Here is a 23013-nt window from a genome sequence, read left to right as displayed (position 1 = left end):
CCATCACGCCGAGGTGGCGGTCTCTTGCGGTGATGGCTCGTCGAGACTTTCGCGAAAGCCGCACTCCTTTTGAGGACACACCTTCGAACTTCCCTTGGTCTTGGTCGTCTTGAGCGTCAAGACCGCCCAACCACAGCGTGGACAGGGCTCGGCAATCGGTTCGTCCCAGACCGCATAGTCGCACTTCGGATAGGTCGAACAAGAATAGAAGATCTTGCCTTTGCGTGACTTCTTCTTCTGCAAGGTTCCCTTAGTGCACTTCGGACAGGTCACGCCCGTATCTTGCGGTTTCTCTAGGGGCTCGATGTGCTTGCAGGTCGGATACGCACTGCAACCGATGAACTTCCCATAGCGTCCGCGCTTGATCTCGAGTGCCGCTCCACACTGCGGACAGGCACGTCCCTCGATCACCTCCGGCGCCTCGGCCTCGGCCTTGTCCGGATTGAGATCCCGGGTGTAATCGCACTCCGGATAGTGGGTGCAACCGATGAAGCGCCCATTGCGACCGAGACGGATCGACAACTGCCCCCCGCACTTCGGGCACGCCTCGTCGATGGGTTCCTGGGTCACATCACTGCGTTTGACCGACACCTCGGTGTGATCGACACGCTCCTTGAATGGCTTCCAGAACTGTTCGAGCAATGGAATCCAATCCCCCTCGCCGCGTGACACCGCATCGAGTTCGTCCTCGAGCCGCGCCGTGAAATCGTAATCGACATAGGAGGTGAAATAGTCGGTCAAGAAGCGGTTGACCACCCGCCCCACATCCGTCGGCACGAAGCGCTTGGTGTCGAGCACGACATATTCACGATCCTGCAGGGTCGAGATGATCGAGGCATAGGTCGATGGCCGCCCAATCCCGAACTCCTCGAGCGCCTTCACCAGCGACGCCTCGGAGTAACGGGGTGGTGGCTCGGTGAAATGCTGTTCGGGACGGATCGCCAGGAGCGTGACACGCTCGCCGACGGCCAGATCCGGGAGCATCCGTTCCTCGTCATCGTCGGCACTCTGGGCATCATCACGGCCTTCTAGATAGATCCGCATGAACCCCGGCTCGGCGACCGTCGAACCGGTTGCACGAAACAGATGCTCCGCGCCCGCGCTCAGGGTAATCGCCACCTGATTGATCAGGGCATGGGTCATTTGCGAGGCCAGGGTCCGCTTCCAGATGAGCTCGTAGAGCTTGAACTGATCCGCACTGAGCTGGGCGCGGATCTGTGCCGGCACCTGGTAGACCGAGGTCGGGCGGATCGCCTCGTGCGCCTCCTGGGCATTCTTTGCCTTGGTCTTGTAGACGCGCGGCTGAGGCGGAAGGTGATCGGCACCATAGCGTTCCTCGACAAAGGCCCGGATCTCGGCGAGGGCCTCTTGGGCGAGATTCACCGAATCGGTTCGCATGTAGGTGATGAGTCCGATTGGGCCACTGCCGACATCGACGCCCTCGTACAGCTGCTGGGCAACGCGCATGGTGCGCTGTGCCGTGAACCCGAGCTTACGGGCCGCCTCTTGCTGCAAGGTCGAGGTGATGAAGGGCGGCGCCGGATTGCGCTTGCGCTGTTTGCGCTCGACCTCCTCGACCCGCAAGAAACCGGCAGCGGACTGCTCGAGCACCTGCTGAACATGCTCGGCGCGGGCGGCATCGGTCACGCTGAACTGTTCGATCTTGGTGCCCGCGAACGTCACCAGCCGCGCGCTAAAGCGTCGCTCCGCCTTCTCGATATCGGCCTCGATGCTCCAATACTCGCGCTGGACGAAGGCCTCGATCTCCGCTTCTCGCTCACAGATCAGACGCAACGCGGGACTCTGCACCCGGCCCGCGGAGAGCCCCCGCCGGATCTTCTTCCACAGCAGTGGCGACAGATTGAACCCGACCAGGTAGTCGAGCGCCCGTCGGGCTTGCTGCGCATTGACCAGATCGTAGGACAGCTCGCGGGGGTTGGCGATCGCCTCCTGCACCGCACGTTTGGTGATCTCGTTGAAAACGACCCGATAGACAGGCCGCTGACCGAGTTGACGCCGGCTCTTCAAGAGCTCGTAGAGATGCCAAGAGATGGCCTCCCCCTCGCGATCCGGGTCGGTCGCCAGATAGAGCGAATCGGCACCCTTGAGCTTTTTCGCGATCGCTTGAACGTGTTTCTCGTTGCGGTCGATGATCTGATATTTCATCGCGAAACCATGCTCGGGATCGACCGCGCCCTCCTTGGGCACGAGGTCGCGCACATGGCCATAGGACGCGATGACCTCGAAATCAGGTCCGAGATACTTCTCGATGGTCTTGGCCTTGGCCGGAGATTCAACGATGACGAGATTCATAATGTGTCGGCGAACGGATAGCGTTGATCTAGGTAAACCCACTGCGCGGCGGCGAGTCAAGCACTGACATGCCGCGGTCTTGACCGAGGAGCAGGCGGGCAGTCGCCTGCGCCGCGATCCTGGCGGTTGTGCTCACGCGGACGTGCCCAAGACAAACCACTTGAGCGGTGCGCGAGCAGGACCGCCGCGGACACCTCATCGATCGGATAGGCAGCAGCGCGCCGAGTTCCTGCGCGAGAAGAGTGTGTGAACACGCGTCTGGTCTGCGATGACCAAGCGTTCGGTTCATCGGGTCACGGCCGCGGGCCGTTGGATCAGACGGTCGGGCGGGCAATGCAGAGGGGCCGACTGCGCGGTATGCTGTCGTCATACCAGGCCAGCGTGATGGATCCAGCCACGCCCAGCCGCAAACCCGCACACGGCTGGGGAGGCTTTGCCGCACGCATCGGATGACGCGAACCATCGCCCCCGTCGGCGATCCAGGTCGAGGTCGCCTCCGCGCCTCGCGAGGGCCGGGGCCGCACGCAGCGCGATCAGTGCAGGGCGGGCGGCTCCGGGTTGTAGACGAGTTCTTCCATCTGCGAGAAGGCATCCTCCCGCCCGGGGCGATTCATCAGCACCAGCAGCACCACCCACTTCACCTCATCAAGGCTGACGAGGCCGTCGTCGATCGCGAGCACACGGTCGATGACCAACTCGCGACTGACCGGATCGAGAATCCCGGTCTGCTCCAAGAACAGCAGCAACCCGCGCGCGTCGACGTCGAGTTTGCGGCACTCGAGCGGACTGTATACCCGGATCGAACCAATGGCATGGTCGTGATAATGCGGCCGCTCGGCGCCCTCGGCGAGTTCATCGAGCCACCGGAAGGCCTTCTCAATCTCGCTGGGCGTAAACCCAGCCTGAGTCAGCTCATCCTCCAGCTCACCCTGATCCGAGGGTGGCCGAACCTCACCATCCATGTAGTTCTCATAGAGGTAAATCAATACATCGACCATGTTTTCGAACATCAACAACCTCGTGGGCGATGTCAGCCCAAGGGCCAACGGGAACGGGCATGCACGACATCCGAACGCCCCGTGATGATCGCGGCAACGACCGATCACGCGCGAAGACGGCAAAAACGCCCCCCAGGCAGCGATGATACATGACCCCCGAGTTCCAATACCAATAACATGGACGAAACCTCTCGGGCACTGCGTCCGCTGCGCAGGATCAACTCGTCCGGCGCAACCGGATCGAAACCCATGGCCTCGAGCAGGGCGAGATAGTCCGCGTCCAAACCAGCTCCGGAGGGAGCGCCGGAGGGGGTTCCAGCGGCCGCCGCGGGGGCCGCTGGGGCTGCTGGGGGGGAGTCGTTGCGCTCCAGCAGATCACGCAACAGCGGCGCCAACTCGGCCACCAACTCACTAGGCTCCTCGACGAGTCGCGCGCCATCGCGAATCAGCGCATGACACCCCCGTGCCATGGGGTTGCGAATCGAGCCGGGCACGGCGAACACCTCCCGCCCCTGCTCCAACGCATAACGCGCCGTGATCAAGGAGCCGCTTTTCAAGGCCGCCTCCGTGACCAGGACACCGACACTGAGACCACTGATGATGCGATTGCGTCGTGGAAAGTGGCGCGCCAGGGGGCCCTGGCCGGGCAAATATTCACTGACCAGCGCGCCCTGGTCGGCGATCCGCCGTGCCAAATGGCGATGCACCGCGGGATAGACGAGATCCGGCCCGGTCCCGAGCACCGCGATGGTGCGACCCACCGCGAGCGCCCCTTCATGCGCGGCGCCATCGACCCCGAGCGCCAGGCCACTGGTGATGAGCAACCCGTCCGCGGTCAAGCGTTGCGCGAAGTCATGGGTCGTTTCGATCCCATTGGGGGTCGGATTGCGAGTGCCCACGATCGCGATCTGGGGCTCCGCCAACAGACTCGGATCACCGCGCACGTACAGCAGCATGGGCGCATCCGGGATCTCCCCGAGGCGGGGCGGATAGCGCGGGTCGGAACGCACGATGGCATGGGCCCCGGGTTGCTCGAGCCAGGACAAGACCTGCTCGATCACCGCGCCATTCGGTTGCTTGATCGCCTCGATCGCCTCGGGCCGCAGCCCGGCATGCCGCAGTTCATCACGCGCCGCGGCCAGGATCACGGCGGGTGATCCGAACCGTTCGAGCAAGCCAGCGGCGGTGCGCGGCCCGACCCCAGGGGCGGCCATGAGCGCGACCCAGTCGGCAATGACAGGCGCGGTGTCGCTCATGTCCACCCGACCACCCGCGCCCTCGGCTCGCCCTGGTCCGTCACGCTCAGGACTCGGGTGGCTCGACCTGATCGCCAACGCGAATCGCGGTGCGCGCATTCAGGACCAGCGCGAAACTCACCCGCTCGAAGGTGCGAAACACCATCAGGATCCCAGCCCGCTGAAAGGGACGAACATAGGTAGTGCGATCATGCTCCAATTCGGCATGCAGGGGTAAGGGCGTGTTGGGATCGGGCGCATCGCGCAACCAGCCGGCAAAGGACCAGTCCTCGCCCATCCAGAAAGCCCCATCCAGCGGGCTCTGCTCGCGCCAATTCCAACTCGCGGTGCCATCGCGCACTTCGTCGCGTGTCCGCTCCCCGCCACGGAAGATTTCAAAGACACTGCCCGCGACCAGGCGGTCGCGCTGGCCAAGATTGAGGACGACGATGTCATATTGACCAATCTGCGTGACCCCGTTCATCACCGAGATGATGCGTCCACGCGTGCCCGCCGGCCCCGGCCGGGGGAGGAAGTTCTCCAGCGGTGCCTCGAGCGAGGCGGGGATGACCCGATCACCGATCGCAACCTCGCGCTCCGCGCTCGTCACCCGCAGGATCGCGGGATCGCCCGTGCGCTCCAATACGGCGTTGGCGATGAAGGTGGCCTCATACCCCAGGATGCGGTTGTTATCGGGATCGCGTAACGGGTCACCCGGGCGCAGGATCTCGAACTCGACCACCTGGGTCGTGGGAATGCGCCGGACGAACACCGCGTCATAGGGGCCGGCGATGGTGCGATCATCGGGAAATCCAACAACATAGGGCACGCGCTTGATGTCATCGGAATCCGCTACCCAGGGCTGGCTCAGAAAGGGCGCGATCGAGGCGACCGGGATGGTCGGAACCGGTGCATCCAGGGCACTGGTGCGCACCCGCGGATGGAGCCGCACCGTCCGCATCCCATCCCCACCCCCCTGCGTCCAGTCACGCCGGACCCGTGGCTCACCGCCCACCTGGGTCAAGCGCAAGCGCTCCCCCGGATAGATCAGATTGGGGTCGCCCACCGCGTCGTTCGCCTCCCAGACCTCGGGCCAGCGCCAGGGGTCGCGGAGAAACCGTCCCGCGATGGACCAGAGGGTGTCGCCGGGACGCACCTCATAGACCTCGGGCGCCTGTTCGGCCAGGTCGATCGCGGCCACCGTGCCCGTCAGCAGGGATCCAATCGAGATGAATACGACCGGCAGGGCCAAACGAAGGCAGAAGGCGCGCATCAGGGCTCCCGGAGGCTCGAAACGGGATTCACCCGCCCCGATTCAAGGTGTAAGATTCACAGTCATAGCCGATACTAGCGCATGCGATCGGCATTCTTCCACATGGGCGCAGGGTCGCCGCCCCAGTCGGCCACCCGGATCGGACCGAGTCCGCGTCTCGACCGCCCGTCAGGAGCGTTCCGTACACCCATGGCCAAACTCGATATCCTCACCTTTCCCGACCCCCGTCTGCGACGTCAGGCCGCCGCGGTCAAGCAGGTCAACGCGGAGGTACAACGCCTCGTCGACGACATGCTCGAGACCATGTATGCCGCGCCTGGCATCGGCCTCGCCGCGATCCAGGTCAACGTCCCGCTGCGCGTGGTCGTCATCGATGTCTCGGAGCACCACGACACACCGCTCTGCTTCATTAACCCCGCAATCCTCAGCCGCGACGGCGAGGAGGAGATGGACGAGGGCTGTCTCTCGGTTCCCGGCTTCTTCGAGACCGTCCGCCGCGCCGAGCGCGTGCGCGTCCAGGCGCTCGACCGGGAGGGCCAACCCTTCACGCTCGACGCCGACGGCCTCCTTGCTGTCTGCATCCAGCATGAAATCGATCACCTCGACGGCAAGCTGTTCGTCGACCACATCTCGATGCTGAAACGGCATCGCATTCGCCGCAAGCTCGAAAAGGAGCAACGCCACGGCGCCCAGAGTGCCGAGCCGCGGCGCGGGGTGGCCTGATGGGCGCCCCTGGCGCGCTCGCCGCTGACCGGCCATGACGCCCGTGCGTATTCTGTTCGCGGGGACCCCTGAATTCGCGGTCCCCAGCCTGCGCGCCCTGCTCGCGGCCGCGGACGCCTTCCCGCTGGAGATCCTGGCCGTCTACACCCAGCCGGACCGCCCGGCCGGCCGGGGTCGTCAACCGCAAGCGAGCCCTGTCAAACGGCTGGCTCAGGATGCCGGGCTCGCCATCAGACAACCGGTGCGACTGAAGCAGGACCCCGCGGCCGTTCGAGAACTGGAGGCCTTCGCGGCCGACCTGATGATTGTCGTCGCCTATGGTCTGCTGCTCCCCGTCGCGGTGCTCGCGGCCCCCCGTTGCGGTTGTGTCAATGTACACGCCTCCCTGCTGCCACGATGGCGTGGGGCGGCGCCGATCCAACGTGCCATCCTCGCCGACGATCAGGAAACCGGTGTCTGCATCATGCAGATGGAGGCCGGCCTCGACACCGGTCCCGTCTATCATCGCCGCGGCACGCCGATCGCGCCGCGGGACACCGCCGCCACCCTACACGATCGACTCGCCATCCTCGGCGCGGACGCACTGCTCGCCGCCTTACCCGGCATCCTCGATGGATCGGCCCGTGCCGAACCCCAGTGTCCCACGGACCAGGATTGCTCGGATCAGATCACCTATGCCCACAAACTCACCAAGGACGAGGCGCGCATCGACTGGGCCCAGCCCGCCGAACAGATCGCGCGCGCGGTGCGGGCCTTCAATCCCTGGCCCGTCGCCGAGACACGACTGGGGGCCGAAACCCTGCGCATCTGGGAGGCCGTCCCCGAACCCGAGCAACCGCCAGATGCCCCGCCTGGAACCGTCGTCGGGTTCGGCAAGGCCGGCATCGAGGTCGCCACCACGCACGGCACACTGCGCGTGCTGCGTCTGCAACCCACGGGCAAACGCGTGATGAGCGCGGCGGATTTCCTCAATGCCCGCTCACTGGATGGCGCCCGGCTTGGCTGAGGCCCGGACGCGGAACAGGCCAGCGACGCGCCACCCGATCGGTGCCACACCGCGCGCCACCGCGGCGCGAGCACTGCATGCCGTGCGTGGCCAGGGCCAATCCCTGACGCGCGTGCTCGAGACCAGCGGGATCGGCGATCCGAACCCAGCCGATCGCGCCCTGACCCACGAGATGGTCTACGGATCCGTGCGCACGCTGCCACAGCTTGAGGCGTTGGTCGCGCGACTGCTGAAGCATCCCGTGAAGCCTGGCGATCAGATCCTCGAGTGCCTCATTCTGGTCGGTCTCTATCAACTCATTGCGATGGACACGCCCGCGCATGCCGCGGTCGCCGCCACCGTCGAGGCGAGTCGTCTGATCGGCAAACCGCACCAGGCCGCGCTCGTGAACGCCCTCTTGCGTCGCTTTCTGCGCGAACGCGAGCCCCTCCTCGCCGCGGTCGCGCGTGAGCCGGCGGTGCAATGGCTGTTCCCCGAGTGGCTGCTCGCGCGGCTGCGCCAGGACTGGCCCGAACACTGGCAGGAGTTGGTGCGGATCAGCAACGGGCGGGCACCCATGAGCCTGCGAGTGAACCCGCTGCGCACGGATCGTGAGGCCTATCAGGCGCTGCTGGCCACGGCCGGTCTGCCGGCCCACCCGATCCCCGATTGTCCTCAGGGACTGACACTCGCACGCCCCTGCCCCACCTCGGCGCTACCCGGCTTCGATCGTGGTCTGGTGTCCGTGCAGGATGGGGGCGCGCAACGGGCCGCCGAGCTGCTCGATGCCGCGCCCGGCACGCGCGTCCTCGATGCCTGCGCGGCCCCCGGGGGGAAAGCGGCGAGCATCCTGGAGCGTGCCGCGAATCGGCTCGAGTTGGTGGCCATCGACCATTCCCCGCAACGGCTGCAATCGCTGCACGACACCTTCAGTCGCCTCGGATTGCGCGCCGAGGTGATCCTCGCCGATGCCGCGCAACCCGAGGGAGACTGGGCCGCCCCCCCCTTCGAGCGCATCCTGCTCGACGTGCCCTGCTCCGCGACCGGGGTGATCCGTCGTCACCCCGATATCAAATGGTTGCGCCGCGATGCCGACATCGCCGCGCTCAGCGCGCTCCAAGACCAGATCCTGCGCGCCACCTGGCCACTGCTCGCACCGGGCGGACGGCTGCTCTACACGACCTGCTCACTGCTCGCGCACGAGAACGAGGCGCGCGTCAGCGCCTTTCTCGCCGCACACACGGACGCCCGGGAACGACCCATCCACGCCTCCTGGGGCATCGCCCGGACGGTCGGTCGCCAACTCCTGCCCGCGGCGGGGGCGAACGACGGTTTCTATTTCGCACTCATCGACAAAGTCGCGTCATGATCAGTGCACGGAGCCTCCGCTGCTGGCAACACCTGCGGCTCATGCTGAGCGCGGTGGTCCTGCTGGGACTGACCACGCCGGCGCTGGCCCAGAAGGGCAGCATCAAGGTGGAGGAGGTCGACACCCGTCTGGTCAGCGGCATCCTCGTCATGAACGCCGCGCTGGAGACGAACTTCGGCACCGAAGCCCTCGAGGCCCTCGAAAATGGCGTCCCGCTGACCATCCTCTTGCACGTCCAAGTGCGTCGCGCCGGGGCCTGGCTGTGGGAGGACAGTCTGCTCGACCTTCAACTGCGCTATGCCATTCGCTACAAGCCGCTCTCGGAACGCTACGAGGTCTATCGCCTGCCGAGCAGCGAGGGTCGCAGCTTCGTCAGTCGCGACGCCGCCATTCGCGCGCTCGGGGAGATCAAGCATCTGAATCTGTTGAGCGCCAGCAGCCTGGATCCGGACACGGATTATGAATTGCAGCTCCGCGCCTCCCTTGATATCGAGGCCTTGCCGCTGCCGTTGCGACCCATTGCCTATCTGAAACCGTCGTGGAAACTCACCAGCGGGTGGACGAAGTGGCCGTTACGACCATGAGCCGTCTGCGTGGACTCGGGGCCCTGCCGGTTGCGGTGCTGATCCTGGCGTTGTTTGTCGTCCTCGTGCTGATGCGCGATGCCGTGGAGAATTCCGAGACCCTGAGCCGCGCCTTCGTGCCCCTGCTCTCAGTGGTCTTCGCCGGGCTCTCCATCCTCGCCATCCTCGTGGCAGTGAACATCGTGAAGCTGGCGCGCCGCTATCGCCAGCAGGTGGCCGGATCACGCCTAACCGGTCGCATCCTACTGTTATTTGTGATGATTTCGCTCTTGCCAGTCGGCGTGGTCTATTATTTTTCACTCGGTTTCCTGCTGCGCGGCATCGACAGTTGGTTCGACGTCGAGATCGGTCAGGCCATGCAGGACGCACTGGTCCTGAACCAGGCCTCGCTCGATCTCAATCAGCGGGTGCTCTCGCGCTACACCGAACAATTGCTCGCGGGCATCGAGGACCGCTCCTCGACCGCCATCGCGCTCAGTCTCAATGCGCTCAGACGCCAAGCCGGCGCGATCGAATTGACCGTCTACGGACAGAACGGCCAGGTGCTCGGCAATGCCAACGAAGACCCCACGAAACTCGTTCCCAATCAGGCCGAGCGCGAGATCCAACAGGGGGTCCGGGCCGGCAACAACTATGTGGGCATCGAGAGCGAACTCGGCGGTGAGTTAGTCATCCGCGTGCTGGTCATGGACCCACGCGGACGGGGCATGCAGATGCAGGCGATCTTCCCGACCTCGGCGCGCATCACCGAGTTGTCCGAACGGCTCGAGGACGCCTACAACCGCTACACCGAACTGGCCTATCTGCGCCAATCCCTGAAATTCAGCTTCTCGCTCACGCTCTCGCTGGTGCTGCTGTTCGGGGTGATGGCGGCGGTGATCGCGGCCTTCCACACCTCACGGCGTCTGGTCGCCCCGGTGGCGGACATCGCACGCGGGACGCGGGCAATCGCCGACGGCGACTACGAACAACAGCTCCCGCTGCCCAAGCAGGACGACGAATTGGCCTTCCTGGTGGCCTCCTTCAACGCCATGACCCGCCGCATCGCCAGCGCGCGTGATGCCGCGGCGCGCAGTCAACAGGAGGTCGAAGCCCAGCGTAACTATCTGGAGACGGTGCTCGGGCGACTCTCCTCCGGCGTCGTCGCCTTCGACGCCGAGCAATGCTTGCGCACCGCCAACCCCGCCGCGCGCCAGATCCTGACGCTGCCCTATGCGGGAGACGAGCAACCAGAATTGGCCCGCATCGAGCGCGAACTACCCTGGCTGGCCCCCTGGACCGACACCGTGCGCCGCCATCTTGCGGCCGCCCAGGATTGGCGCGCCGAGGTGGAACTCGATCGCGGCGAGACCCGTCAGACCCTGATGTGTCGCGGCAGCCCGCTGCCGCTCCCGGAGAACGACCAACGCGGCCATGTCGTGGTCTTCGACGACATCACCTCGCTCATCACGGCCCAACGCAATGCCGCTTGGGGCGAGGTCGCGCGCCGCCTCGCCCACGAGATCAAAAACCCCTTGACCCCGATCCAACTGTCCGCCGAGCGACTGCGCCACAAATTGCTCGCCAAGGCCGACGAGACCGACGCGAAGGTGATCGACCGCTCGACCCGGACCATTGTGCAACAGGTCGAGGCGATGAAATCGATGGTCAATGATTTCTCCGATTATGCCCGGGCCCCTCGCATGCACGCCGAACCCCTCGAGTTGGACCGACTCGTGCAAGAGGTTCTCGATCTCTATCGCAGTGCCGGTGCCGGCGCGATCCAGAGCACCTTGGGGGCCGCTGGCGTGCAAGTGAGTGGTGACCCATTGCGGTTGCGCCAGGTGGTGCATAATCTGATTAAGAATGCCCAGGAGGCCCTCGACGGTCGTGCCGATGCCACGATCGCCGTCACAACCGAGGTGATGGCGAACGAGACCGGGCGCAACTGGGTCGAATTGCGGGTGCGCGATAATGGGCCGGGATTCGAGGAACGGCTGCTCGAGCGCCTGTTCGAGCCCTATGTCACGACCAAGGCGAAGGGCACCGGTCTGGGGCTGGCGATCGTGAAGAAGATCGTCGAGGAGCATCGCGGTCTGATCAAGGTCGAGAACACCGGCCATGGCGCCATGATCCGAATCCATCTGCCGATTCGGCAGGAGACGCGGCCCGTGGCCGACACCCGAGGACAGGACGAATAAGCTATGAGCGCAACACACGTCTTGGTGGTCGACGACGAGCCTGACATCAGAGGACTGGTCCAGGAGATCCTGGAGGATGAAGGCTACACCGTCGTCAGCGCGCAGAACGGCGAGACCGCGCGCCACGCGCTGCGTGACCGCCGGCCCGACCTCATCCTCCTCGACATCTGGATGCCTGATCTCGATGGCATCACCCTGCTGCGCGAGTGGTCGGAGGAGGAAGACGGCCTCCCCTGCCCCGTCATCATGATGTCCGGACATGGTACCGTTGAGACCGCGGTGGAGGCGACCCGACTCGGCGCCTACGATTTCCTTGAGAAACCGCTGTCGATGGCAAAGCTCCTGCTCACCATCGAGCGCGCCCTGGAAGCAGACAAACTCCAGAAAGAGAACATCGGTCTGCGTCGCCGCACCCCTCAGGTCAGTGAGCCGGTCGGGCGCAGTGCGACCCTGCAACGGCTGCGCGAACAGGTCAAGCGCATCGCCCAACACGACACCTGGGTGCTGATCACCGGCGAGGCCGGCAGCGGACGCGAGACCTTCGCCCGCTATCTACACTCACAAAGCGCGCGGCGCGAGCGCCCCTTCGTGGACCTCAGCGTCTCGACCCTCGCGGGCAGTCATGCCGCGCGTGAGCTGTTCGGGACCGAGGACGGCGAGCACACCCACTATGGCAGTCTGGAAAAGGCCGCGGGTGGCACGCTGCTCCTCGATGAGGTCGCCGACATGGAATTGGAGGCGCAGGCGAAACTCCTCGGCGCGCTCGATACCGGGTCATTCATTCGGGTCGGCGGGAGCGAGCCGGTGCGCATCGACGTGCGCATCGTCGCCGTGTCCCAACGCAACCTCGAGGACGAGGTGCGCGCCGGGCGCTTTCGCGAGGACCTCTTCTACCATCTCAATGTCGTGCCACTGAACATCCCGCCCTTGCGCGAACATGCCGAGGACGTCACCGACCTGCTGAACTTCTACTTGGATTATTTCGCCACCCACGAGCGCCTGCCCTACCGACGCTTCAGCGTCGGCGCACAGAACTATCTGCGCAACTACAGTTGGCCGGGCAATGTTCGAGAGTTGAAGAACCTGGTGCAGCGGGTGCTGATCCTGGGCGCGGGCGACGAGATCAGCCAGCAAGAAGTCGAGATGGCACTCGGTGCCCCGCCGCCCTCCCTAGGACAGCCCCTCGATGGTCTGGTGTCGTTCGATCAGCCGCTGCGCCAGGCTCGTGAACAATTCGAGAAGGCGTATCTCGACTATCAACTCGAGAAGCACGTGGGCAACGTGAGCAAAATGGCGAAGGAGGCCGGCATGGAACGCACCCATCTCTATCGCAAGCTCAGATCGCTCGGCATCGAGATCAAGGAACGGCGCTGAAGGCGATGGCGCCCATCCCATGAAGATCATCATCCTCGGCGCCGGGCAGGTCGGCACATCGGTCGCGGCCAACCTCGTCAGCGAATCCAACGACATCACCGTCGTCGACCACAATCCTGAACTCCTGCGCGAACTGCAGGACCGCTTCGACCTGCGCACCATCGACGGCCACGGCGCCCATCCCGATGTGCTGCAGCGCGCCGGCGCGGAGGACGCCGATATGATCATCGCGGTGACCAACAGCGACGAGACCAATATGGTCGCCTGCCAGGTCGCCTATACCCTCTTTCATACCCCGACCAAGATCGCCCGGGTGCGGGCGCAGAGTTTTCTCGACCAACCCAAGCTGTTCGGAACCGATGCCCTCCCGATCGATGTGCCGATCAGCCCCGAGGCCTTGGTCACGGACTACATCCTGCGCCTGATCGAGAATCCCGGAACCCTCCAGGTGCTGGATTTCGCCGGTGGGCGCATCCGTTTGGTCGCGGTCAGGGCCTATTATGGTGGAATGCTGGTAGGGCACGAGCTCCGCACGCTCAACGTCCACATGCCCAATGTGGAGGCGCGGGTCGCGGCCATCTATCGCCAGGACCGCGCGATCGAACCCCGCGGCGACACCGTGATCGAGGCCGATGATGAGATCTTCTTCGTCGCCGCGCCCAAGCACATCCGCGCCGTCATGGGCGAACTCAGACGGCTCGACCGCCCCTACAAACGCATCATCCTCGCCGGCGGAGGCAACATCGGCACCCGGCTCGCGGGCGCCTTGGAACAGCGCTATCGGGTCAAGATCATCGAGCGTGATCTGGCCCGCTGCAAACGGATCGCGGAGAACCTTGAGAAGACGATCGTGCTGCACGGCGATGCCGCGGACCGCGACCTATTGCGCGAAGAGAATATCGAGAACACGGATGTCTTCTGCGCGGTCACCGACGACGACGAGGCCAACATCCTCTCCGCCATGCTGGCCAAACGGCTTGGCGCAAACAAGGTCATGGCCCTGATCAACCGCCCGTCCTATGTCGATCTGGTGCAATCCGGTGCCATCGACATCGCCATCTCCCCGCAGCAGGCCACCATCGGGAGCTTACTCAAGCACATCCGCCGCGGCGATGTGGTGATGGTTCATTCGCTGCGACGCGGGGCGGCAGAGGCCATTGAGGCGATCGCGCACGGCGATGCCAAATCCAGTAAGGTCATCGGCCGCAGCATCGAGCGCATCAACCTCCCCAAGGGGGCCAACATCGGGGCCATCGTGCGCGGCGAGCAGGTACTGATGGCGCACCATGACACCGTCATCGAGCCCGAGGACCATCTCATCCTCTTCCTCCAGGACAAGGCGCGCATCGCCGAGGTCGAACGTCTGTTCCAGGTCGACGTGACCTTCCTGTGACCGCCGCAAGCGTCTCCTCGACCAGCGCGCAGCCACCAAGACCTCACCCAACCGCGGCAGTCCACGCCCGAGCGGATGTACTCCGCGGACCCCCGATCGCGCGGCACGATTGTTGATTCGCATTGGCAAGGATCCGAGTCAACCGGACAATGCAGGATCATGAACAAAACCCTGCTGCTCCTTATTCCCGTGTTGACTCTGCTGCTCAGCGCCTGTCAACCCTCTGGTTCTTCGGAAGAACACACTGAGGCCCTGCTCGAGATCGCTGAGCGCGGTGATCTCACGGCCTTAAACGCGCTGCTGAAACCCAATACCCAGGTCAATGTCCGCGACAGCTGCGACTGGACACCCTTGATGAAGGCCGCGCTCCAAGGACATGCACCAGTCGTGGCGCGTCTGCTCGACGCCGGCGCCGCGATCGATGCCCAGGACAACGGCGGCTACACAGCCATGATGTTGGCCGCGTCGAACAATCATGCCGCCATCGTCGCGACCCTCCTTGAGCACGGCGCCATGATCGATCATCAAGAGGCCACCAAGGGATGGACGGCGCTCGGCTGGGCCGCCGGCAAGGGCCATGTCGAGACCGTCGAGCTGCTACTGCAACAGGGAGCCGACCGCACCCTCAAGGACTTCGATGGGCTCACACCTGCCGAGCACGCGCGCGCCGCCGGCCACGAGACACTCGCCGAACGCCTCTCGCCCTCAGGCGCCTAGGGCGATTTCCAGGAAACCGCATCCCAAGAGTGGGTCGGGCTTCAGCCCAACAAGATCGCATCGGATGGCAAGCCCGCCGGGTCATCGGCACCGGACAGCCCAACGTCCTGCACCCGAACGACATCGACACCCTGCACACGCCTCAGGAGGCCGCGCACGATGTTCCCGTCGAGGTTTTCATCAGCCAGCAAGCGGAGCATCATCACGTGTCCGCTGGCGGTTCAAGCGCTCGCGGATCTCGGTGGTGGGTGATCGCGACTCGGCCTCGCGCCGCGCCGCCAGCGCGTGTTGCTCCTGGCGGTACAGATAGGCTTGCACCTGCTGGCGATGACCGAGGTAATACCCCAGGGTCGCGTAAATGTCGTGGAGATCCAGGACATCGAACCGCATGGCGATCTCCTCGGCGGTTGCGCCTTGCTCAAAGAGCCTGATGACATTGTCCAAGGTCACTCGGGTTTCCCCGACGCGGATGATCCCGCGCGCGTCCTGATACAGTGGTGGGGATTCCCGCTCAAGCGCAAGCTGGGTCATTGCTGGAGTCATCGTTTGACACCTCGTGCAGGATGGCGCCGACAGTGTGGCAGCGAACGGACTATCCGCCAAGCGGCCGTCAACTCACGCGCGTCCTGTTCACGCACGCGCCGAGACCCTCACGTCCGTCGCTCCATCGAGACGCCATCGGACTTGCGTGCCGGCCACCGCAACCCTAAATCAGACTCATCCGCCCCCCGCGGGCCGCCCACATGAGACCTCTTGAGATGAGCCGCAAAGACCGGATCGAAACAACCCTGCACACCCAATGCGCCCCCCTACACCTGGAGGTCGTCGACGAAAGCCACATGCACGCGGTGCCCGCCGGGGCCGAATCACACTTTAAGGTGCTGGTGGTCAGCGAATCCTTCCAGGACCAATCCCTCATTGCCCGTCACCGCCGCCTCAATCAGATTCTGCACGACGAATTCTCAGCCGGTCTGCATGCCTTGGCGCTCCATACCTGGACACCCGAGGAGTGGTTCGCCAAGGGCGGCACCATCCCGGACTCACCACCCTGTCTCGGTGGTTCCAAGGCGGGCTGAGTCCGCACCGCGCCGGCAACCCGACCCCAGTGGGCTGACGATCCGCGTCAGCCGCCGTCGCGCACGGGGGCCGCACCCAACGGCGGCGATCCGCTCACCTCCGGCAGTCGCAGCGACAGCAGATAAGCCGCCAGCACGAACCCGCTCGACCACCAGAGACAGCCTTCGAGTCCCTGCGTCTGATAGATGAGCCCGGAGAACACCGTCCCGAGCAAGCGCCCGCCCGCGTTGGCCATGTAATAGAAGCCGACGGTCATCGAGACCTTCTCGAAGTCGGAGTAGGCCAGCACCAGGTAGGAATGCACCGCCGAGTTGATGGCGAAGGCGATGCCGAAGAGGATCAGGCCAACGATCAGGATCGGGCCCGGGGTCCACCCCAGCGCCGGCCCTTCGATCAACGCCAGCGCGATACCGGCCGGAATCAGCATCAACACCAGCGCCCAACGACGCGCGCTCGCGCCACCCGGCCCTCGGCCCGCCTCCCGCTGGCGCCGGCGCGCCAACCGTGGCGCGAGCGCCTGGACCAGGCCATAGCCGATCACCCACAGCGCCAGGAAACTGCCCACCTGCGTGTAGGACCAGCCCAGGACCGAGTAGAGAAACACCGGCAGCGCGACGACGAACCAGACATCGCGCGCCCCGAACAGAAAAAAGCGCGCGGCCGCGAGCCAGTTGATCTCGGGGGTGTTGGAGAAGACCTGGGTGAACGTCGCCTTCTGCTTCATCTTGCCCACCCCGGAGGGCAGCAGCCAGGCGGTGACGATCAGCACCACCAGCAGCAGACCCGCCAGCGCCAGCAGCGCCCCCCGGAAGCCCACCACCTGCAACAGCAGGGCGCCGACGAAGAACCCGGCGCCCTTGAGCGCGTTCTTCGAGCCGGTCAGGATCGCCACATATTTGAACAGCTTGGAATGATCCTCCCCCGCCCCGTCCGCGCGCGTGAGCGTCTTCACCGTCGCCTTCGCCGACATCTTGTTCAGATCCTTGGCGATGCCCGAGAGCGCCTGCGCGGCCATCACATAGACCACCGTCAGCCAGACATCGGGAACGGTCAGCATCAGCAGGGCGATGATCTGCAGCCCCATGCCCAGATGCATGGTCAGATTCAGACCAATGCGGGCACCGAGCCAGCCTCCCACCAGGTTGGTGACGATGCCGAACACCTCGTAGAAGAGGAACAGCATCGCCACCTCGAAGGGCGAATAACCAAGCTGGTGGAAATAGAGCACCACCAGCATCCGGATCGCCCCATCGGTGATGGTGAAGGCCCAGTAACCGCCGGTGACGGTCAGATAATTGCGTGCGGCCGCGTTCATCTGGACGGTCAGCGCTCGAGCGAGCGGGCGAGCATCTCGACGATGTCGATCAGGCGATTCACATAGCCCCATTCATTGTCGTACCAGGCATAGATTTTCACCTGGGTGTCGGCAACAACCATGGTCGAGAGGGCATCGATGATGGACGAGCGCGGATCATCGCGATAATCCACCGACACCAGGGGGCGTTCCTCATACCCCAGGATACCCTTGAGCTCGCCCGCGGCCGCCGCCTTGAAACAGGCATTGATCTCCTCGGCCGTCACCGCGCGCGCCGCCTCGAAGACGAAATCGGTCAGCGAGGCATTCAGCAGCGGGACACGCACGGCGTGGCCGTTCAACTTGCCGGTCAACTCCGGGAAGATCTTGGTGATGGCCTTCGCCGAACCCGTCGTCGTCGGGATCAAGGACTCACCACAGGCCCGCGCGCGGCGCAGATCCTTGTGCCCTAGGTCGACGATCCGTTGGGTGTTGGTGATGTTATGGATCGTCGTCATCGAGCCATGCCGGATGCCAACCTGCTCGTGCATGACCTTCACCACCGGGGCCAGACAGTTGGTGGTACAGGAGGCGGCCGTGACCAGATGATGCCGCGTCGGATCATAGCGATCGTGATTGACGCCATAGACAAGATCCAGGGCCCCAGCGGTGGGCGCGGCGACCACCACCTTCTCGACCCCCTGCGCAAAGTAGGCCTGGAGCCGTTCCGGGGTCTTGTGATGCTTACCCGTGGCCTCGATGACGATCTGACAGTCCGACCAATCGGTGTCGTCGATCCCGGCGTGACGGCTGTAGCCGATGCTTTCCCCATCGACCCGCATCCGCTCCCCGGCACCGGCACACTCATGCCCCCAGCGCCCGTGCACCGAGTCGAACTGCAACAGATGCGCCGACCCCGCCGCATCACAGGCGATCTCATTGACGTGCGTGAACACCAACCGCTCGGCGCGCTCACTCCGGTCCCACGCGGCGCGCAGGCTGAGCCTGCCCATCCGTCCAAAGCCGTTGATCCCAACACGAATACTCATCTGCGCTCCCCCGACCTCGAGTCGGACATCGGTTCCTCATTCACCCGGCCCGACAGTCTATATCTGGTTGATCAGATCAACTAGTGAAGCTTTGATGACAAGCGCTACCGGGAACGACCACCGAGGTCGATCGCTCCACAGCCTCGAAGGCCACCGTGAAGACGTCTCACTAGCCGCCTCCAGCAACACCGCCAGTCAAGATCCTTGGCGTGGACGCAGGGCATTGGCAACCCCTGGATCCAGGGTCGAGGTGAGCCAACCGCAGCATCCGATATCGGGTGTAGAATCTCCCCGAAGCCGTGCCTGGAGACGACAAGATGCCTGTCTACGAATTTTATTGTCCCGACTGTCATGCCATCTTCAACTTCTTCTCGCGGCGGGTCGATACCGTCACGCAACCGTCCTGCCCGCGCTGCCAGCGCCCGCAACTCGACCGTCAGGCGAGCCTGTTCGCGATCCGACGGGGAGGCGCAGCGGACACGGAAGCAACGGATGAGGATGGTCTGCCGCCTGGGTTCGACGAGACGAAGTTGATGAACGCCTTCGCCTCGCTGGCGGGAGAGTTGGAGCATCTCGATCAGGACGACCCCAAACAAGCGGCGAAGACCATGCGCAAGCTGTTCGAAAGCACCGGGTTGAAACTCGGCGATGGCATGGCCGAGGCGATCCGTCGCATGGAGGCCGGCGAGGACCCGGATCAGATCGATGCCGAACTCGGTGACGTGCTCGATCAGGAGAACCCGTTCGGCGCGGGCGGAACCGGCAAGACCGCCGAGGCCTTGAAGCAACTGCGTCGTGACCTCCTGCCCGCGGCGCGCGACGACACCTGGTACCCGCTCCAGCCGGCGTCCACGGCGGATGAACGGCCCGCGCGTGCGGATGACGCCTGAGGCGAACGCCCACCGAGTCGGTTCAAACGGCTGGCAGCCGCTTCGACTTTGGATGGCCGAGCGTCCCGGCCCACTGCAGTCGCGCGAGCACGCATGCTACACTCAGGTTGGCTCATCACAAGGCGCGATTCGCTGGCATGGAAAAAAGCAAACAGAAGACCTTCCTGGTGATTTCGGCATTGGGCGAGGACCAACCGGGGATTGTGAATCAGATCTCCAAGACGGTGCTCGAGCATGGCTGCAATATCGAGGACAGCCGCATGACCGTGCTCGGTGGCGAGTTCGCGGCGATCCTTTTGGTCGAAGGCAAGTGGAACACGCTGGCCAAGATCGAAAATGCCCTGCCCGAACTCGAGCGCCAACTCGGCATGACGATCATCTCCAAGCGCACGGGCGAGCGCGCCACCGGACGCCCGCTGCTGCCCTATGCCGTCGATGTGGTGTCGATGGATCATCCCGGCATCGTCAACAACCTCGCCGGCTTCTTCTCCGATCGCAAGATCAATATCGAGGACATGGCGACCTCGACCTATGCCGCCGCGCATACCGGCACCACCATGTTCTCGGTCCACATGACCGTAGGCATCCCCGCCGATATGCACATCGCCGGACTGCGCGAGGAGTTCATGGACTACTGCGACGGCCTGAACCTCGACGCCGTGCTCGAACCCATCAAGGGCTAGTCGTCCCTGGTCATGGGCCCAGGCCGGGAGACGGACGGGGCAACCCAACGGCTGCCGGCTCATCAACGGCTATGAATCGCCCGCACTCGCCTCCAAATCGATCCAAGCAGAACGATCCTCGATCCTAGACTCGACCTTGGAGGCCCCATCATGAGCGTCGCAATCGGCGAACCCATTCCAGATCTTGAACTCCCCGTCACCGGCGGCAAGACGGTGAAACTCTCCGACTACCGGGGACAACATCTCGTGCTCTACTTCTATCCCAAGGCCAGCACCCCCGGCTGCACACAGGAAGGCCAGGATTTTCGCGATGCCGCCGCGGAGTTCGCCGCCGCGCACACCCAAATCCTGGGTGCCTCGCGCGATGGCGTGAAGGCGCAGGAGAACTTCAAGACCAAGCAGGCCTTCCCGTTCGATCTCGTATCCGACACCGATGAGGCCTTGTGCCAAGCCTTTGACGTCATCAAGCTCAAGAAGATGTATGGTAAAGAAAGCCTCGGAGTCGAGCGCAGCACCTTCCTGATCGATGCCGAGGGGGTGTTGCGCGCGCAATGGCGTGGGGTGAAGGTCAAGGATCACGTAGCCGAGGTCTTGAGCGCGGCACGCGCGCTCGCGACCGGCTGAGTGGTGCCACCATTGCGGGTCAGCCCGGTGTCGCGTGCGCCACCACGCTCGGACACCGGCACCCTGACACCCACCTCCCCGCGCTCTCGAGGCCGCCCAGGGACGGCGTGACTCGCTCGGCATCACCACTGTCAGGAGTGCGGATGATCACGCGCCAAAACGACCAAACCTGCCTCTTCGTCCTGGATACCAACGTGCTGATGCACGATCCGACGGCGATTTTTCGCTTCCAAGAGCACGACATCTTCTTACCCATGATGGTGCTCGAGGAACTCGACCACGGAAAGAAGGGCCTCTCGGAGGTGGCGCGCAATGTGCGCCAGGTCAGCCGCTTCCTCGATCAACTCATGACCGGCGCGGATAAGTCCGAGATCGATGCGGGGCTGCGCATCGGCCCCATCTCGGCAAGCGGCGGGGGCATCCAGTTGCCCTCCACCGGTCGGCTCTACTTCCAGACCGAGACACTCGATCTGAAGCTGCCGCCCTCCCTGCCCGGCACCGTCTCGGACAACCACATCCTCGGCACCGCGCAAGCCCTGCGCGAGCGGCGTCCCGACCGCCAGGTGATCCTGGTCTCCAAGGACATCAACCTGCGCATCAAGGCGGCGGTGCTCGGGATCCCGGCCGAGGACTATTCCAACGATCAGGTGCTCGACGATGTCACCCTGCTCTACACCGGCATGCAGGAATTGCCGGAGGACTTCTGGAGCCACCACGACAAGTCACTCGATGCCTGGAAGGAGGAAGGTCGCACCCTCTATCGGATCGAGGGACCCGACATCGCCGACTGGTATCCAGCCCAATGCGTCTTTCTCGGTGAGGACGGCGCCTTTGAGGCGATCGTGCGGGAGAAGCAGACCGAGACCGAAGCCATCATCGAATTGGTCGACGACTATCGACCCGCCCGCAATGGGGTCTGGGGGATCAGCGCCCGCAATCGCGAGCAGAATTTCGCCCTCAACATGCTGATGGATCCAGAGCTGGATTTCGTGACCCTGCTCGGGGCCGCCGGGACCGGCAAGACGCTGCTCGCGCTCGCGGCCGGGCTTGCTCAGGTGCTCGACCGCAATCTCTATCGCGAGATCATCATGACCCGCGTGACGGTCCCGGTCGGCGAGGACATCGGCTTCCTGCCCGGCACCGAAGAGGAAAAAATGACGCCCTGGATGGGGGCGCTGATGGACAACCTCGAGGTGCTCACCAAGCCGGATGGGGGCGAATGGGCCCGCGCCGCGACCAATGATCTGATCCGCAACCGCATCCGCATCTCATCGTTGAACTTCATGCGCGGGCGCACCTTCCTCAACAAGTACATCATTCTCGATGAGGCACAGAACCTCACGGCGAAACAGATGAAGACCCTCATCACACGCTCCGGACCGGGCACGAAGTTCGTCTGTCTCGGCAATATCAGCCAGATCGACACCCCCTACTTGACCGAGACGACCTCCGGCTTGACCTATGTGGTGGATCGGTTCAAGAACTGGCCACACAGCGGGCACATCACCCTGCTGCGTGGCGAGCGCTCACGGCTTGCGGATTTCGCATCGCAAGAACTGTGAGACGCGCACGGCTCGGGACCGTCTGACGTCCCGAGCCGGACAGCACGAACCCCACCAGCGAAGACGCTGGGACGTGACGCGACCACGAAGCCAAGAAGCCAAGAAGCCAAGAAGCCAGCACCTCGATGCTGGACACCCGAACCCAAAGCGAGGATCACATCATGCCAGTCAACCCGTTCGCCATCCTGTTCTCCTTGAGCCTCGGCGCAACCGCCCTGGCCTCCACGGCGGAGCCCATCGACGTCGTCTACCATCTCTCGGAGCCCGAGCGCGCCGCCTTCGTGCTCAACAACATGCAGAACCATATCGATGGCCTCGGCGGCCCCGAGCACGTCAACATGGTGCTCGTCGCCCATGGCCCGGCCGTCAGTGCCCTCGATGAGATCGAGGCCACCGATCGCGTGCGCTCCGGAGTCGCCGCGCTACTCGAACAGGGCGTCGCCTTCGAGATGTGCGGCAACACACTCCAGATCTACAACATGGAGATCGATGATCTACTGCCCGGCTTCGTCGAAGTCAGCCAAGGCGGCGTCGCCCGCATCGGCCAATTGCAGCGCGACGGCTACGTCTATCTGCGACCCTAACCGCGAACCCAACTGCGGGGCGACGACACGTCGTCCCAACCAACCCTCCAGAACTCCCACACCCCAGCAGACCAAACCCACTCGCGACCCACCCTACCCCCTACCC

At 64.3% G+C, this 23013-nt stretch carries 22 protein-coding genes; 14 read left to right on the top strand and 8 right to left on the bottom strand.

Annotated elements, in window-relative coordinates; all coding sequences use genetic code 11:
* Positions 1 to 3: 3 nt before the first annotated feature.
* The 4 genes from topA to CKO25_RS14800 all read right to left on the bottom strand — a co-directional run bounded on the left by topA (position 4) and on the right by CKO25_RS14800 (position 5819).
* A complete protein-coding gene (topA, locus tag CKO25_RS14815) occupies positions 4 to 2313 on the bottom strand; it encodes a type I DNA topoisomerase (RefSeq protein WP_200388727.1) in 2310 nt (769 codons plus the stop codon).
* A 533-nt stretch (positions 2314 to 2846) separates the two neighbouring features.
* Complete coding sequence (locus CKO25_RS14810; protein WP_200388726.1) at positions 2847 to 3323, bottom strand: Smg family protein; 477 nt, start codon at positions 3321 to 3323, stop codon at positions 2847 to 2849.
* 92 nt (positions 3324 to 3415) lie between these two features.
* Positions 3416 to 4567 carry a DNA-processing protein DprA gene (dprA, locus tag CKO25_RS14805; RefSeq protein ID WP_200388725.1) on the bottom strand — a complete coding sequence of 384 codons (1152 nt, stop codon included), beginning with the start codon at positions 4565 to 4567 and terminating at the stop codon, positions 3416 to 3418.
* A gap of 46 nt (positions 4568 to 4613) precedes the next feature.
* Positions 4614 to 5819 carry a LysM peptidoglycan-binding domain-containing protein gene (locus CKO25_RS14800; RefSeq protein ID WP_200388724.1) on the bottom strand — a complete coding sequence of 402 codons (1206 nt, stop codon included), beginning with the start codon at positions 5817 to 5819 and terminating at the stop codon, positions 4614 to 4616.
* A 189-nt stretch (positions 5820 to 6008) separates the two neighbouring features.
* Here CKO25_RS14800 and def point away from each other — a divergent pair, with 189 nt between their 5' ends.
* The 8 genes from def to CKO25_RS14760 all read left to right on the top strand — a co-directional run bounded on the left by def (position 6009) and on the right by CKO25_RS14760 (position 15144).
* Positions 6009 to 6542: a peptide deformylase gene (gene def / locus CKO25_RS14795; protein ID WP_200388723.1), complete on the top strand. Its 534-nt coding sequence runs from the start codon at positions 6009 to 6011 to the stop codon at positions 6540 to 6542.
* Between the two features lie 34 nt (positions 6543 to 6576).
* Positions 6577 to 7548 carry a methionyl-tRNA formyltransferase gene (fmt, locus tag CKO25_RS14790; protein ID WP_200388722.1) on the top strand — a complete coding sequence of 324 codons (972 nt, stop codon included), beginning with the start codon at positions 6577 to 6579 and terminating at the stop codon, positions 7546 to 7548.
* Positions 7514 to 8896, top strand: coding sequence for a 16S rRNA (cytosine(967)-C(5))-methyltransferase RsmB (gene rsmB / locus CKO25_RS14785; protein WP_200388721.1), 1383 nt, complete (start codon positions 7514 to 7516; stop codon positions 8894 to 8896). Before fmt ends, rsmB begins: the two co-directional genes overlap by 35 nt.
* Positions 8893 to 9480 (top strand): DUF4390 domain-containing protein, encoded by a 588-nt coding sequence (locus CKO25_RS14780; protein WP_200388720.1) that lies wholly within the window; start codon positions 8893 to 8895, stop codon positions 9478 to 9480. Before rsmB ends, CKO25_RS14780 begins: the two co-directional genes overlap by 4 nt.
* Positions 9477 to 11660, top strand: coding sequence for a sensor histidine kinase (locus CKO25_RS14775; protein WP_207162321.1), 2184 nt, complete (start codon positions 9477 to 9479; stop codon positions 11658 to 11660). Before CKO25_RS14780 ends, CKO25_RS14775 begins: the two co-directional genes overlap by 4 nt.
* Before the next feature lie 3 nt (positions 11661 to 11663).
* Positions 11664 to 13034 carry a sigma-54-dependent transcriptional regulator gene (locus CKO25_RS14770; RefSeq protein ID WP_200388719.1) on the top strand — a complete coding sequence of 457 codons (1371 nt, stop codon included), beginning with the start codon at positions 11664 to 11666 and terminating at the stop codon, positions 13032 to 13034.
* 19 nt (positions 13035 to 13053) lie between these two features.
* The gene (trkA, locus tag CKO25_RS14765) at positions 13054 to 14427 is read left to right on the top strand and encodes a Trk system potassium transporter TrkA (protein ID WP_200388718.1); all 1374 of its coding nucleotides are present in this window, start codon (positions 13054 to 13056) and stop codon (positions 14425 to 14427) included.
* A gap of 159 nt (positions 14428 to 14586) precedes the next feature.
* On the top strand, positions 14587 to 15144 hold the full coding sequence (locus tag CKO25_RS14760; RefSeq protein WP_200388717.1) for an ankyrin repeat domain-containing protein: 558 nt from the start codon (positions 14587 to 14589) through the stop codon (positions 15142 to 15144).
* Positions 15145 to 15185: 41 nt separating this feature from the next.
* Here the strand turns inward: CKO25_RS14760 and CKO25_RS14755 are convergent, their stop codons facing one another.
* Positions 15186 to 15335, bottom strand: a complete 150-nt coding sequence (locus CKO25_RS14755) for a DUF5615 family PIN-like protein (RefSeq protein WP_200388716.1) — start codon at positions 15333 to 15335, stop codon at positions 15186 to 15188.
* On the bottom strand, positions 15325 to 15687 hold the full coding sequence (locus tag CKO25_RS14750) for a DUF433 domain-containing protein (protein WP_200388715.1): 363 nt from the start codon (positions 15685 to 15687) through the stop codon (positions 15325 to 15327). The genes CKO25_RS14755 and CKO25_RS14750 overlap by 11 nt, the downstream gene beginning before the upstream one ends.
* A gap of 215 nt (positions 15688 to 15902) precedes the next feature.
* Between CKO25_RS14750 and CKO25_RS14745 the strand changes: the two genes are divergently transcribed.
* Positions 15903 to 16220, top strand: a complete 318-nt coding sequence (locus CKO25_RS14745; RefSeq protein ID WP_200388714.1) for a BolA family protein — start codon at positions 15903 to 15905, stop codon at positions 16218 to 16220.
* Between the two features lie 47 nt (positions 16221 to 16267).
* Here the strand turns inward: CKO25_RS14745 and arsJ are convergent, their stop codons facing one another.
* Both arsJ and CKO25_RS14735 read right to left on the bottom strand, forming a co-directional pair.
* On the bottom strand, positions 16268 to 17536 hold the full coding sequence (arsJ, locus tag CKO25_RS14740; protein ID WP_200388713.1) for an organoarsenical effux MFS transporter ArsJ: 1269 nt from the start codon (positions 17534 to 17536) through the stop codon (positions 16268 to 16270).
* 8 nt (positions 17537 to 17544) lie between these two features.
* Complete coding sequence (locus CKO25_RS14735; RefSeq protein WP_200388712.1) at positions 17545 to 18564, bottom strand: ArsJ-associated glyceraldehyde-3-phosphate dehydrogenase; 1020 nt, start codon at positions 18562 to 18564, stop codon at positions 17545 to 17547.
* A 317-nt stretch (positions 18565 to 18881) separates the two neighbouring features.
* On the opposite strand from CKO25_RS14735, the gene CKO25_RS14730 reads away from it, so the two are divergent.
* From CKO25_RS14730 to CKO25_RS14710, 5 genes are all read left to right on the top strand, one after another.
* Complete coding sequence (locus CKO25_RS14730; protein ID WP_200388711.1) at positions 18882 to 19454, top strand: FmdB family zinc ribbon protein; 573 nt, start codon at positions 18882 to 18884, stop codon at positions 19452 to 19454.
* Between the two features lie 137 nt (positions 19455 to 19591).
* Positions 19592 to 20137 (top strand): glycine cleavage system transcriptional repressor, encoded by a 546-nt coding sequence (locus tag CKO25_RS14725; protein WP_200388710.1) that lies wholly within the window; start codon positions 19592 to 19594, stop codon positions 20135 to 20137.
* 150 nt (positions 20138 to 20287) lie between these two features.
* Complete coding sequence (locus tag CKO25_RS14720) at positions 20288 to 20761, top strand: peroxiredoxin (protein ID WP_200388709.1); 474 nt, start codon at positions 20288 to 20290, stop codon at positions 20759 to 20761.
* Positions 20762 to 20904: 143 nt separating this feature from the next.
* Positions 20905 to 22323: a PhoH family protein gene (locus CKO25_RS14715; RefSeq protein ID WP_200388708.1), complete on the top strand. Its 1419-nt coding sequence runs from the start codon at positions 20905 to 20907 to the stop codon at positions 22321 to 22323.
* A gap of 161 nt (positions 22324 to 22484) precedes the next feature.
* The gene (locus CKO25_RS14710) at positions 22485 to 22907 is read left to right on the top strand and encodes a DsrE family protein (protein ID WP_200388707.1); all 423 of its coding nucleotides are present in this window, start codon (positions 22485 to 22487) and stop codon (positions 22905 to 22907) included.
* Positions 22908 to 23013: the final 106 nt, after the last annotated feature.

This window comes from Thiocapsa imhoffii (assembly GCF_016583985.1).
GTDB classification, from domain to species: domain Bacteria; phylum Pseudomonadota; class Gammaproteobacteria; order Chromatiales; family Chromatiaceae; genus Thiocapsa; species Thiocapsa imhoffii.
This window is presented reverse-complemented; position numbering and strand designations above follow the sequence as displayed.

Excerpts from the sequence above, each read along its gene's own strand:
- rsmB (WP_200388721.1), top strand. The coding sequence starts at position 7,514 with ATGCCCGCTCACTGGATGGCGCCCGGCTTGGCTGAGGCCCGGACGCGG.
- CKO25_RS14780 (WP_200388720.1), top strand. The coding sequence starts at position 8,893 with ATGATCAGTGCACGGAGCCTCCGCTGCTGGCAACACCTGCGGCTCATG.
- CKO25_RS14760 (WP_200388717.1), top strand. The coding sequence starts at position 14,587 with ATGAACAAAACCCTGCTGCTCCTTATTCCCGTGTTGACTCTGCTGCTC.
- CKO25_RS14810 (WP_200388726.1), bottom strand. The coding sequence starts at position 3,323 with ATGTTCGAAAACATGGTCGATGTATTGATTTACCTCTATGAGAACTAC.
- CKO25_RS14750 (WP_200388715.1), bottom strand. The coding sequence starts at position 15,687 with ATGACTCCAGCAATGACCCAGCTTGCGCTTGAGCGGGAATCCCCACCA.
- CKO25_RS14770 (WP_200388719.1), top strand. The coding sequence starts at position 11,664 with ATGAGCGCAACACACGTCTTGGTGGTCGACGACGAGCCTGACATCAGA.
- trkA (WP_200388718.1), top strand. The coding sequence starts at position 13,054 with ATGAAGATCATCATCCTCGGCGCCGGGCAGGTCGGCACATCGGTCGCG.
- fmt (WP_200388722.1), top strand. The coding sequence starts at position 6,577 with ATGACGCCCGTGCGTATTCTGTTCGCGGGGACCCCTGAATTCGCGGTC.
- CKO25_RS14710 (WP_200388707.1), top strand. The coding sequence starts at position 22,485 with ATGCCAGTCAACCCGTTCGCCATCCTGTTCTCCTTGAGCCTCGGCGCA.
- CKO25_RS14775 (WP_207162321.1), top strand. The coding sequence starts at position 9,477 with ATGAGCCGTCTGCGTGGACTCGGGGCCCTGCCGGTTGCGGTGCTGATC.
- CKO25_RS14800 (WP_200388724.1), bottom strand. The coding sequence starts at position 5,819 with ATGCGCGCCTTCTGCCTTCGTTTGGCCCTGCCGGTCGTATTCATCTCG.
- arsJ (WP_200388713.1), bottom strand. The coding sequence starts at position 17,536 with ATGAACGCGGCCGCACGCAATTATCTGACCGTCACCGGCGGTTACTGG.
- def (WP_200388723.1), top strand. The coding sequence starts at position 6,009 with ATGGCCAAACTCGATATCCTCACCTTTCCCGACCCCCGTCTGCGACGT.
- CKO25_RS14715 (WP_200388708.1), top strand. The coding sequence starts at position 20,905 with ATGATCACGCGCCAAAACGACCAAACCTGCCTCTTCGTCCTGGATACC.
- CKO25_RS14730 (WP_200388711.1), top strand. The coding sequence starts at position 18,882 with ATGCCTGTCTACGAATTTTATTGTCCCGACTGTCATGCCATCTTCAAC.
- dprA (WP_200388725.1), bottom strand. The coding sequence starts at position 4,567 with ATGAGCGACACCGCGCCTGTCATTGCCGACTGGGTCGCGCTCATGGCC.
- CKO25_RS14745 (WP_200388714.1), top strand. The coding sequence starts at position 15,903 with ATGAGCCGCAAAGACCGGATCGAAACAACCCTGCACACCCAATGCGCC.
- CKO25_RS14735 (WP_200388712.1), bottom strand. The coding sequence starts at position 18,564 with ATGAGTATTCGTGTTGGGATCAACGGCTTTGGACGGATGGGCAGGCTC.
- CKO25_RS14720 (WP_200388709.1), top strand. The coding sequence starts at position 20,288 with ATGAGCGTCGCAATCGGCGAACCCATTCCAGATCTTGAACTCCCCGTC.
- topA (WP_200388727.1), bottom strand. The coding sequence starts at position 2,313 with ATGAATCTCGTCATCGTTGAATCTCCGGCCAAGGCCAAGACCATCGAG.
- CKO25_RS14725 (WP_200388710.1), top strand. The coding sequence starts at position 19,592 with ATGGAAAAAAGCAAACAGAAGACCTTCCTGGTGATTTCGGCATTGGGC.